We start from the raw sequence: 12,575 nt of genomic DNA, 5'->3' as shown, positions 1-12,575 counted from the left end.
TGACCATAACAGATAACAACAACAACTAGTATGCTTAAAAATTATATAAAGGTCGCTTTCAGAAATCTTCTAAGACAATCTGGCTACACCGCCCTTAATATTACTGGACTTACGGTGGGGATAGCCTCTAGCTTAATAATCCTACTGTATATTTTTCACGAAACGAGTTTTGATCAGCAGCATACCAAAGGAGATCGGATCTATCGTCTATCAACACAATTTACTGAGCCTGATGGTGTATTTAGGTGGTCGAACATGACAAGTAGAGCCGCATTTACAGTTAAAAACGAAAACCCAGAGGTAGTACAGGCCGCTCGAATGAGTGGAATAGGTGGTCAAGGGGGTATGCGACTTGAGTTCAATCAGGTGGATTACTTTCAAGACAATGTCTATGCTGCTGACTCTACGCTTTTTGAATTGTTTGATTACGAATTTGTAGCTGGAAATCCTGAGACAGCTTTGGAGGCGCCCAATTCGATTGTCATCAATCAGTCAATGGCAGAGAAAATATTCAAAAATGAAAACCCAATCGGTCAAATAATTAGAAGCGGTGGAAACAGGGAAATGTCCCTGCAGGTTACAGGCGTTTATAAAGACATGTCTCACGCTTCTCATCTGCTCGCTGAGGCGTTGGTGTCCTGGAAAACAATCTTCCCTGATGGAGATACGTTCTGGGGACGATGGGGTGTCTTTTCCTACGTGCTAGTCAGTGAAGGGGTCACTCAAGAAGCACTACAAGTGAAGCTTGATTCAACTGTTGCTAAATATATAGCTCCCATCTTCGACCCGGTCAACATCAAGGTTAAAATGGTACCAATGCCACTAAAGAGTATCCATTTAACTTCAGATTTTGAAAATGAACCAGTGCCTGTTGGGAACATTCAGTATGTTCAAATATTTGCTGCGATAGCCATTTTCCTCATCATTATTGCCAGTATCAACTACATGAATCTGGCCACAGCACGATCCGTCAAGCGATCCATGGAAGTTGGTTTGAGAAAAGTAATGGGTGCCCAAAGAGGTGGTTTAATAGGTCAATTTTTGACTGAATCAATTTTAATCACCCTCATCTCCCTAATTCTTAGTCTGATTGTCATAATAGTCGCGGTTCCCGCAATAAACAGCATGGTAGGTACTCATTTGGTTATTCAGGAATTACTTAATACCCAAGTGATAGTAGCGGTCATCGGTATTGTATTTGTCACAGGATTCATGGGCGGTTGCTATCCAGCTTTCTTTTTGTCTTCGTTTCAGCCAGCCGCTGTACTCAAAGGCGGGGGAGTAAAGTCCGGCGGTAAATTATTGAGGAAGGTTTTGGTAACGATACAGTTTTCCATTTCCATCTTCATGCTCATAGGGACTTTGGTGATTTATACTCAAATGCAATTTATCAGGGGAAAAGATTTAGGCTTTGATAAAGAGCAGATGATGCAAATAAACTTTAGAAGTAACTCAGATGCTGAGAAATGGAATGTCCTTAAAAATGAATTAGCTCAAAATGCTAATATAGACGGAACAGCAACTGCAAGCTCTACTCCTGGAAATGGTTACCCTAATAACGTGCTTCAAATCGAAACGGAAGAGGGGCCAATGGACAACATTGCATTTGGTAATTATCGAGTTGACTATGACTTCTTTTCTACCATCGGTGTTGCGGTAGTTCAGGGAAGAAATTTCTCATTGGATTATGCATCTGATTCTTCTCAAGCCGTAATGGTGAACGAGGCTACAGTTAGAAGAATGAACTGGACGAACCCAATTGGTAAAAAGATCAGGGTGACGAGAAATGACTCAATACCTTCCGCTCGTGTCGTAGGTGTTGTAAAAGACTTCCATCAAGAATCACTTTACGATCCAATCACTGCCCTGGTTTTCATTCCAAGTCATATCAATCATTCCGCCATTGTTAAGATCACCGGAGACATTAAACCGACCATTGATTTTATTGAAAATGCCTGGAAAAAAACCTACCCTACCACGGTATTTGAGTATGTATTTGTTGACGAACAGTTCATGGAGCATTACGAAGCGGATCAAATCCGTGGGCAGTTGTTTTTGGGTTTTTCTGTCATGACCATACTGATTGCTTGCTTAGGTCTATTGGGTCTGGCTTCCTATACCGCAGAGCAACGCGCCAAGGAAATTAGCATTAGAAAAGTGCTTGGTGCCAATACACAAGGCCTAATTAATCTTCTGGTCAAAGACTTTGTGATTCTGATTGTCATCGCTGCAATACCCGCGTCCTTCTTTGCCTATTTTTCAATGATGGGTTGGCTGGAAAGTTTCCAATTCCATATAACTCCAGGGTTTACCATATTTTCAACCGTATTGCTGGGTACAATTATTATAACGGTGCTCACTACTGGTTATCATGCGCGTAAAGCCGCCACAGCCAACCCTGCCCAGAAGCTGAGGAGTGAATAGGGAAGCCATAGATCAGGTAATCAGTGAATAACTAAGACAAAAAATGATAAAAACAGCCATATCAACCATAGTATTAGGTCTCGTATCAATTACCGTTTCGTTTGCTCAAAATAACGGGGTAAAAGATGACTCACTAAAGGCATATGAAATGCCGAGAACACAAGTCATTACCATCAATAATTCTGAAACAAAAGCACAAGATGTGCTTTACGTAAAACTGCCAGAAGGATATGCAGAAAACAGCGACATGGTGTACCCTGTGCTGTATTTTACTCACCCGGTGCAGCACATAGAAATACTATCTGCTGCCTCTGAAACGCTGATCGAAGACGTTATTTTAGTCGGGGTTACCTTTCAAAAAGGAATGACATTTCGGACGGTGGACAGCTATATGAATTTTATCCGAAACGATGTGTTTAAGACCATAGAAAACAGTTACCGAGCTGATGCTGATAGACGTACCTATTTTGGATATTCCTCTGGTGCTTTAGTTGGTGCTTACATATTATCGAAACACCCCAATGCCTTTAAAAACTTCATTCTTGGCAGCCCAGCTCTTGGAGGTGACTCCACAGTCACGCAGCAAATTTATGAATTTGGGTCCACGGCTAATGGACAGAAAGAACTGAACGCAAATGTTTTTGTATCCTATGGCGAATCGGAAAAGGAGGTGGACAAGCAGCATTTCGAAGAATTTATTACCCTACTTAAAAACCTCAAGGATGAGAGTTTAACCTTTAAGCATATTGTGGTGGAGGGTGACCATCGAACATCATTTCCGATGACTGCAATCCAGGGCGTCACTTGGTTAGCAGACTTGATAAAAGATAGTGATCCACCAACTACTGAAAGTCCCTATTTTGGACAAAAGCCACCAGGCTTAATTCCAGAAGTTTTTGCTCCAGATATCGTTTCAATTGATGGCAGGTTTGAAGGCGCCATATCGTTCACTCCTGATTTAGATGAACTATATCTAGGAGCGAATGATGAAAATGAGGAAACACACATCTACCATTCAAAGCTCGTTGATACGCAATGGACGCCCCTGGAAAGAATCAATTTTACCAAAGAAGAAGCAGATGAAGAATTACATCCATTCGTTAGCCCGGACGGTGAACGGATCTTTTTCACTGTGCTTGATTCGGGTGCCGGCCCTGAAATTTGGTACGTCAACCGTTTAGTAAATGGCTGGAGCGAGGCTATAAAGCTTGATTCACCCATCAATGATGATCCGGTGTTTTATCCCAATCATGCGAAAAACGGCAACCTCTATTATTTCAATTTGGCAAAAATGAAGACGTATGTTGCCATCAACCAAAACGGTGAATTTCCTGAAGTAGAGGAAGTAGACATTGCATTCGGCAATCACGCGTTCATTTCCCCATCGCAGGACTACCTAGTGATGACCGCCCGAACCAAAGTAGAAGGTAGGACGGATAATGATGTTTTTGTCTGTTTCAAGGAATCAAACGGATCATGGGCAGACGCCATTAACCTGGGAAGTGCGGTCAACTCTGGGTTAAATGAAAAAAGTCCGAGTATCTCTCCGGATGGCAAATATTTGTTTTTTGGCAGAGCCGAACGGGAGGGGAAGATCGGTCTATCAAATATCCATTGGGTGAGCACAGAAATCATTGAGCAAGTGAGACCTACTGATTGATGATCAACCAAAGCATAAAAACCATTTTCACATGAAGGTTACACGACTATTTACATTGATGGGCATTTTATCGCTGCATACGGTCTTTGCCCAGGAATACGATCAAAACGCTTTTGGTGCACGACTTGCTGGTGCATACCTCGGACAAAAGCCACCTGGCTTAACTGCTGAAGTATTTGCCCCTGGCATGGTTTCCACGGAGCTGTATGAGCTTTTCAGTGCCTTTACACCTGACATGAAGGAGTTCTATTTTGTGCGATACGATGAGGACGATAAGCCAAGTATGATCGTCTATAAATATGAGGATAACCAATGGAACGAGTCAATAACTGGCCCCAGAGTGGGAGAGCCCTTTATCTCCAATGATGGTAAGATTATGCACTTGGGAAGGAAGTACATGGAGCGGACGGATACAGGGTGGTCAGAACTCAAAAGTCTTGACTCACCTTTCAAAGACATGCGTATCATGCGCCTGACTACTTCATCAAAAGGCACGTACTATTTTGACGAAGCAAAAGAGGAAATACCGATCCGCTACTCACGATTGGTAAACGGCAAGCGAGAAGCACCGCAAACGTTGAACCTTGATCTGGGAATATTTAATGCCCACCCCTTCATTGCTCCAGATGAGTCTTGGTTGATCTGGGATGACCAAAGAGCAGAAGGCTATGGAAATGCCGATATCTACATCACATACAAACAGCAGGATGGTTCATGGGGACCAGCCATTAACCTGGGCGACAGGATCAACTCAGCTGAATCAGACTCTTATGCCACTATTACGCCTGACGGCAAATACATGCTCTTCAACAGGAAGATAGACGAGAATAATGTAGATATCTACTGGGTGGATGCGAGCTTCATTGAAACATTAAGACCTAAATAGAAAAAGAAAATTGGCAGTCCTTCGCTGAGAGCTGATGATATTCCTGATCTCGTAGATCTAAATGCGAAGGCAGCTAACGAACTGGAGGCCAACGTTTTTATTTCTTATGGATCACTGGAAAAGGAGTCTGGAGGCATTTCCTATGACAGCAGTACGTAGTATTATTTGGTTATCAAACGTAACCAAAGATTAACTACGACGAACTATTAATCATTTTAAAAAATTCATCCCTAATGTTTTTGCTGATTACGACTTTTTCTTCACCAAGCTTAATGGTGTTGCCTTCAATGCTGTCTATGTAATCAATATTCACAATGTGTGATCGATGGACTCTAAAAAAATTGACAGGAAGCATTTGTGCGAGTTTACTCATAGACTGCAAGGACATGATTTTGCGTCCATCCTTTGTAAGAATTTTCACATAAGGCCCATCGCCGTTAATGACAATTATATCCTGAAATGTGACTTTAATGATTTTATTATCTGCCTTGATAAATAGCTTGTCATCTTGTGGCAAAGAGCTTATGCTCGAGCGATGCTCGACTTTTGGATCTTTTAAGGAAATAACTTTAGCGACAGCCTTATAAAATCGGTCGAAATCTATAGGCTTTAATAAATAATCCACCACATCCAGTTCATAGCTCTGAACAGCATATTCAGAGTAGGCGGTGGTGAGAATGGTAGCAGGCCTGTTCGGCAAAATTTTCAGAAAATCAAGTCCGGTAAGATCAGGCATTTGAATGTCGAGAAACAGTATATCTATACTATCCTCTTTAATATGATTGAGTGCCTGAAGTGCAGAACTGCATGTAGCTACCAATTCCAACTCAGGTACTTTACTCACGTATTCCGAGAGAATTTTTCGTGCAATATTTTCATCATCAACAATGAGACACTTCATTTTCATAAGGTCATCTTTAGGTTCAATTGATACACATGATCTTCGCTGATAATATCAATTTCATGTTTCCCAGGATAATTAGCTTCAAGGAGTTTTAAGGAATTAGTGAGTCCTATTCCTTTATGGTCCAATTGAGTTTTCTGAACTTCTTTGATTGTATTTTCAGTTCGAAAATTGAGTTCATTATTTTCTACTTCCAAACTGATTTTGATCCAACCTTGCGGATTGCTCTCCAGGTCGGAGTGTTTGAAACAGTTTTCAATAAAGTTAATTAAGATCATTGGTGCGATCATTTGATCATTCTTTATTCCAGCATGATACAGATCTACATTGATTGGATTTTCATGTTTTAGTAACTGAATACTTAAATAGTGTTCGATCAGCTCCTTTTCTTTCGATAAACGTACCACAGGCTGGTCACAATCATACAGTAAATAGCGAAGCAACTTGGATAGTTTTGAGATCATTTCAGCTGCCCGCTCATCTCTCAGATATGCGAGTCCATAAATGTTATTGAGTGTATTGAAAAGAAAATGTGGGCTAATCTGGCTTTTTAATAATTTCAGTTCAGCCTCTACTTTTTGTGCTTTATGCTCAATTTTTAATAATGCATTCTTATAATAAACCCGAGCCACCCGCATACTGACTCTATAAAATATCCCCAGAAAGACCATCAAAACCCATAAAATTATCCTGACTGATTTAGGAGCGTATTGTTCTTTTACTTGCTCCAATCCGAGGATATCGGTCATAAGAGTATGTGCATAAATACCAATGATGAATAGGACGATACTAGCACTCAGCAATAGACCAATTTTCCGATCTATTTTTCCTTCTCCTGCAAGATATTTTGGGAATAGTTTATATCCGAAGATCCAAATAATAAGAGTGCCAAAAATAACATAAGTGACCAGGTAGTATAGGGTAACTGTTATACTCCTCTCATAAGTAAGTACCAAGCCAATAGCAGCATGCATACCAAACCATAGAAGGTAAGGACCCACCTTGAGAAATCGCTCCGTCTTTGATAATGCCTGACTCATCATTGCAAGAATATACTCAGATTCATATAAAAAATTATCAAATGAATGAAGTGACGATTTTGTCGCATAAATGATTGATTTTCATAATTGAAAGGCTTTAATCGTCGTAATGGTCATTTGGTTCATGAATATTGGCAATTCGTAAATCTTTTTTCATGCTGGCTGATAGTCGAAATAATTTCGCCTAGAAATCAAAACACAACGGCATGAAAAACTTCATCATTCTTTTGGGAATAGCCATATGTATCATATCAAATCACCTTGCCGCTCAAAATAAACAGGATCTGATCATCGGAGTTTGGGATACCCGTGATGCACAAATAGAAATCTATAAAATAGATAATAAGTACAAAGGAATCCCTATTGACTCGAAAGGTGAAAAACATCCCGAAAGACAGATACTTAACCTTGAATACAAAAAAGACAAATGGGTAGGAAAGATATATTCAAGAAAAAGAGACAAAACCCTCGATGTAGCATGTGAGGTGGAAGGAGACAAGTTACTTCTTGAGGTGAGTGCTGGTTTCGTATCCCGAGACCTTGAGTGGACCCGGGCTAAATAATCCAACCTCATTATCTCAGAATGAGGTTTCCAACAAATTTTACCTTGCTATTTAGTATGGTGATCACACTTTTAGTGAGCAGTTCACCTACTATAGGACAGGACCTTCAACTAGGGGGGATCAGCGTCACCAGATTCCCGAGTGCCAAAGTGAAAGACTCACCACTAAACCGGGAAATTGAGGTGAATGAATACAATTTCTTTCTCAACGTTCCCAAGAAGCTTAAAAATGAGAAAACCATTTTAATCAATGGTCTGCAGTACCGACTGGTGACATCATTCGCAGATAATGATATTATGTTAGGTATTGATGGACAAAACCTTCATTTGGTTGGTTACCGATTAACTATTCTACATAAACTCAAGCATGACTGGGCTGCCTTGCTTAATGTCAATCCGGTGCTATCATCTACCTTCAATACCCAAATAGAAGGAGACGATTTTCTATTCAATGGATCCTTACTATTCGTCAAGAAAAAATCTGATCGATTTTCATATGGAGGAGGGGTGGTTTTCACATCCAGATTTGGTGATCCCATTTTGCTTCCTATTCTTCAACTGACTTTCACATCCCAAAAGGGAAAATTTCAAGTGCTCTTGCCACGCAGGATCACCTATGATCATTACTACAAAAGATTTACGATAGGATTAAAAGCGGAGGTCGATGGCTCGTTGTACAATGTCAATTATTCAAGAACAAGTCCGCTTGATGAGTTGCAGCCGGTAAATAAAATAGCCTATACCCGGGTTGTATTCGGGCCTAACATAAGTTATCGGGTAGGAAAGGTAATTCAACTAAAAGCTTCAGGAGGCATAACCGTAGGGCAAAGCATGGAGCTTCAGAGCGAACTGTTTGAGGATGAAAAATATCAAGTTGATAATGGATCATTCTTACAATTTGGAATTTCGATCGTGCCGCCAAAAAAGACAAATGACTTATAAAATGATTAAACACATAATTCTTACAGCAATCATTGCTATACCAAATTTACTCAACGGTCAATCGTTGAGTGACCTTTACAAAAAAGTAAGTCCAAGCGTGGTTGTTATTCAAACTGAAGAAGGGGTAGAAGACTTGGATGGCCATGTTAACTATCAAGGATCTCAAGGATCTGGCGTGCTCATTTCCAGTCAGGGTGAGATTCTCACAGCAGCTCATGTTGTAAACAATGCTGAGCATATTACTGTGATCTTTCATGATGGAAAGAAGTTTCCCGCAAAGGTAGTTCGACTGGCTACCGTAGCTGATGTAGCACTCATTAAACTAGTCTATTTCGAAAATCATTATCCAGCCGCTGAATTGGGGGATTCAGACCTTGTGGATATTGGGGATGATGTATTTGTAATTGGCGCGCCCTTTGGACTGAAGCACTCGCTTTCTCGAGGCATAATCAGCGGAAAAGGCGTAGAAAAGACGCGAATGGAGGGATTTACGTTTGCAGAATTTTTCCAAACAGATGCAGCTATTAATCATGGCAATTCCGGAGGGCCCATGTTCAATATGAATGGAGAGGTTATCGGTCTTGTCAGCTCGATCATTAGCGAGTCCGGTGGTTTTGACGGAATAGGTTTTTCTGCCACGATCAATGTGACTAAACAGTTGGTTATAGACAGTGATAAAAGAAGGTGGACAGGGATCAATGGCGTTCTTGTTGATCGGGAATTGGCCAAATTATTAAATGTTCCCCAACCAGGCGGTATACTCATTCAAAGTGTAGTGCCATTGTCTCCCGCATTCATGGCTGATTTAAAAGGCGGGAATGTGCCATTTAACAACGGTGACGAAGAAATCATTATAGGAGGAGACATCATTTTAGAGGTAAACGATATACCCATTGTTTCCGAGGAAAATATCATCGCGTTTTTTAAATCCATTTTCTTAATGAGCGAAGAGGAGAGAAACACCTTCAAACTAAAAACTTTGAGAGCTGGAAAAATGCAGGAAGTGATGTTGAGATTTCCGACTGAACAGTAGGCTATTGCTACGATCAATTTTATGAACCTTATAACTAAAGAACTTATGAAAAAAATATTCACTTTTTTAGCGATCATTCCTCACTTGCTACTGGCGCAAGAGACGACAGGTCTATGGAAAGATATAAGCTCAACCAGCGCTCGGATCGCAGATATCTGGCAAGAAATACCTTCAACTAAAAAACAACTTAATAAAGATGTACTAAATAGTATTTTAGGAAAAGTCAAGACTCATAGTAAAGCAACTATAACTATTCCTACGCCTGAAGGTTCAGACAGTTATTTTGAAATTATGGAATCGAGTGTACTGGCTCCAAAACTTCAAGCAAAATACCCCAACATTAGAACTTATAAAGGAATCAATGAAAAAGGAGAAAAAATAAGATTAAATATTGGGGTTAATGGATTTCGTGCGACTGTATTTAGTGATGAAGGTGCCTATGGAATAAATCCAGAAAGCACGAATAGCGATATTTATGTTAGTTACCGTTGGGCTGATTATAACCATGTAAATGATGTTACATCAGCATTAGGTTGTAGTGCAGAGGGTAAAACAGAAACTGAAATAGTAGATCAATTATCTGCAAGAACTACATCTGCAGATTTTACACCTAGAAGAACTGGAGATTTTCATACTAAACTTCGTATGGCAATTATTCCAGATTTAAATTATGTTGATCATTTTGGAGGCACGGTTGAGGGAGCATTAACTGGAATTGCCACTACTGTTAATACGGTAAACGAAATTTACGAAAGAGATGCCAGCATTTCATTTGAACTGATTGAAAATCTCGATGAGATCATCTACACTAAAAGAAGTGAATATGAAAATGAAGAGCATTACGAAATCATCAACACTGCTAATATAGATCCTCTGACTGCTTTGTTAAATGAACTTATTGGCGTTGAAAATTATGATATAGGCCATCATTTTTTGAAGGATAGGGCAGGAGGAATTGCGGCGGTATCATCTGTGTGTAAAGATAATGACAAAGCTTTAGGACAAAGTGGTAGTAACAATGGTCCTGAGGGGTATTATTTTGATGTGTCAATATTCGCTCATGAAATAGGGCATCAATTAGGTGCACTTCATACATATGCAGCGAGTTGTGGTCGAAGACATACTCCTGATGATGCATACGAAATAGGAAGTGGTGCTACTATCATGGGCTATGATTTTGGTTGTGCAGGCTACAACTATGCAGTATTTCCAGTTTTGGATTATCTTCATGTCAGGTCTATTGAAAAAGTAATTGGAACTATTGAAAATAATTGCGGTGAATCAATAGCCACTGGAAATATACCGCCAACGGTTAGCATTTCCGAAAGTGGTTTTACCATACCAATTAATACCCCTTTTATTTTGGAAGCAGATGGAAATGATGCAGACGGTGATGCTATAACTTACTGTTGGGAGCAGTACGATAGAGCGACCAAGATAGAAAATGTTAGATATGCTGCGATAGGTGAAGATGGTGAAGTATTTGAAACAGTTGAAGAATATCAAACCTATTCAGAGCAGTATTTAACTGACCTTGAAAACGAGTTTATTGAACAAGGGTTTACTATAGAACAGTATGGCTCTATATTAAGTGGTATTGCTGCTACTCAACAAAACAATATTGAACGATTTTGGGAAGGAGATGGTCCTTTGTTTAGAAGTTTCAACCCAACCGAAAACAATAAAAGATATTTCCCTGAACTTTCAAAAGTTATAGACGGCACAGCTGATAACTTATCTTTTGAAGTGATGCCGCATAAAACACGTGACTTGAATTTCGTTGTTACCGTACGAGATAATAGTATACTAGGAGCAGGTATCGCTAGTGATATCGTATCATTTTCTTCTTCGGATCAGGCAGGTCCTTTTGTGGTGACTACTCAGTTTTCTGATCCATCATATAATGGACTTAGTAATGTAACGCTTCAGTGGGATGTAGCCAATACAGACAAGGCTCCCGTTAATTGTCAAGCGGTCGATATCTTCTATTCTTCTGACGAAGGTGAGAGCTTTGATGTTCTACTTGTGGAGGGTACTCCGAATGATGGTGAAGCAACGATAAAATTGCCAAACCTTGCCACATCAAAAGCACGTATTATGGTAAAAGCTTCAAACAATGTGTTTTTCAATGTCAACGATCGTAATTTCAGAATTAATCCATCAGAAGTAGACAGCCCGGAATCTCCAGCAACATTGGCTGGAACACTAAGTAATATGACCATAGAACTTTCATGGGGTCATAGTGGAGATCTGGAGGATGGATTCATTATTGAAAGAAAATCGGAGACTAATAATGATTTCGAGGAGATCGGTCGTGTACCTCTTAACACAACTGAATACGAAGATGTGACTGCCAATATTAATGAAACCAATGAATACAGAGTAGCCGCTTTTAATGCAACAGGAAACTCAGCCTATTCCAATACTATCTCTATTGAAGCAATACCCCTGGGTTCTTCATTAGACCTGCAGAAAGAACTAGATTTAGTTGTCTACCCCAATCCAACAGGTCACACACTTTATGTAACGGTGCAAAAAGATGTAAAGGTATATTTAACGGATCTTAGCGGTCGAAAAGTCACACCAAAACAACAGGGACGTTATTTCGAATTAGATATGAACGACTTACAAAAAGGTCTGTATCTGTTGCTGGTTCAGTATGATGATCAAGTCATTTCGTATAGCGTTATAAATAACTAAAACTACTTTTTAAGACAAGATGCCGAAAAGAGAGTGTCGCGCAGTGGACGCTCTCTGAGGCTTTTGTTTGAAACTTGAATTATTAGAGCTAGTTGCCTGAAAGGGCAAGCGCTGTGCAATGAAGTACATTATATAGAGGTGTGAACTTAAACAGAAGAGTAAGTTAATCTATGATTATTTCAGTTTTCAAGACTTCTATGGAGGAAAAGGATTTATTAGACATAGAAGTAATGTTTGGTAATATCGATGATATAATTAGGTGGAGTACCGACTTAGAAGATTGCGACAAAATACTTAAAGTAGAGAGTCATAAATATATTGCTGATGAGGTCATTGACTCTCTATCTAAGTATGGGTATTGGGTTGAAGAATTGGAGGATTTTATACCTGCTTAAACCAGAGCTTTATTATACAGCTCTGCGCC

At 39.8% G+C, this 12,575-nt stretch carries 10 protein-coding genes; 8 read left to right on the top strand and 2 right to left on the bottom strand.

From position 1 onward, the window contains the following. The first annotated feature begins 30 nt into the window (after positions 1 to 30). Genes ABJQ32_01070 through ABJQ32_01060 form a run of 3 tightly spaced genes read left to right on the top strand, consistent with a single transcriptional unit; the run spans position 31 to position 4,970 of the window. On the top strand, positions 31 to 2,424 hold the full coding sequence (locus ABJQ32_01070) for an ABC transporter permease (protein MEP5288206.1): 2,394 nt from the start codon (positions 31 to 33) through the stop codon (positions 2,422 to 2,424). Between the two features lie 43 nt (positions 2,425 to 2,467). Next, a complete protein-coding gene (locus ABJQ32_01065; protein ID MEP5288205.1) occupies positions 2,468 to 4,084 on the top strand; it encodes an alpha/beta hydrolase-fold protein in 1,617 nt (538 codons plus the stop codon). A gap of 31 nt (positions 4,085 to 4,115) precedes the next feature. Continuing rightward, complete coding sequence (locus ABJQ32_01060) at positions 4,116 to 4,970, top strand: hypothetical protein (GenBank protein MEP5288204.1); 855 nt, start codon at positions 4,116 to 4,118, stop codon at positions 4,968 to 4,970. 193 nt (positions 4,971 to 5,163) lie between these two features. Here the strand turns inward: ABJQ32_01060 and ABJQ32_01055 are convergent, their stop codons facing one another. After that, on the bottom strand, positions 5,164 to 5,877 hold the full coding sequence (locus ABJQ32_01055) for a response regulator transcription factor (protein MEP5288203.1): 714 nt from the start codon (positions 5,875 to 5,877) through the stop codon (positions 5,164 to 5,166). Then, entirely contained in the window at positions 5,874 to 6,914 is a 1,041-nt protein-coding gene (locus ABJQ32_01050; protein MEP5288202.1) for a sensor histidine kinase, read from the bottom strand. The genes ABJQ32_01055 and ABJQ32_01050 overlap by 4 nt, the downstream gene beginning before the upstream one ends. Positions 6,915 to 7,120: 206 nt before the next feature. Here ABJQ32_01050 and ABJQ32_01045 point away from each other — a divergent pair, with 206 nt between their 5' ends. From ABJQ32_01045 to ABJQ32_01025, 5 genes are all read left to right on the top strand, one after another. Further along, complete coding sequence (locus ABJQ32_01045) at positions 7,121 to 7,477, top strand: hypothetical protein (protein ID MEP5288201.1); 357 nt, start codon at positions 7,121 to 7,123, stop codon at positions 7,475 to 7,477. A 20-nt stretch (positions 7,478 to 7,497) separates the two neighbouring features. Continuing rightward, positions 7,498 to 8,418: a DUF6268 family outer membrane beta-barrel protein gene (locus ABJQ32_01040; protein MEP5288200.1), complete on the top strand. Its 921-nt coding sequence runs from the start codon at positions 7,498 to 7,500 to the stop codon at positions 8,416 to 8,418. A gap of 1 nt (position 8,419) precedes the next feature. Continuing rightward, a complete protein-coding gene (locus tag ABJQ32_01035; protein MEP5288199.1) occupies positions 8,420 to 9,451 on the top strand; it encodes a trypsin-like peptidase domain-containing protein in 1,032 nt (343 codons plus the stop codon). Positions 9,452 to 9,496: 45 nt separating this feature from the next. After that, on the top strand, positions 9,497 to 12,151 hold the full coding sequence (locus ABJQ32_01030; GenBank protein ID MEP5288198.1) for a reprolysin-like metallopeptidase: 2,655 nt from the start codon (positions 9,497 to 9,499) through the stop codon (positions 12,149 to 12,151). Positions 12,152 to 12,321: 170 nt separating this feature from the next. After that, positions 12,322 to 12,546, top strand: a complete 225-nt coding sequence (locus ABJQ32_01025; protein MEP5288197.1) for a hypothetical protein — start codon at positions 12,322 to 12,324, stop codon at positions 12,544 to 12,546. Positions 12,547 to 12,575 lie beyond the last annotated feature (29 nt).

It is taken from the genome of Marinobacter alexandrii, from assembly GCA_039984955.1.
Lineage (GTDB): Bacteria > Bacteroidota > Bacteroidia > Cytophagales > Cyclobacteriaceae > Ekhidna.
Note: the sequence above shows the minus strand (reverse complement) of the source record. Positions and strands in the feature narration are given on the sequence as shown.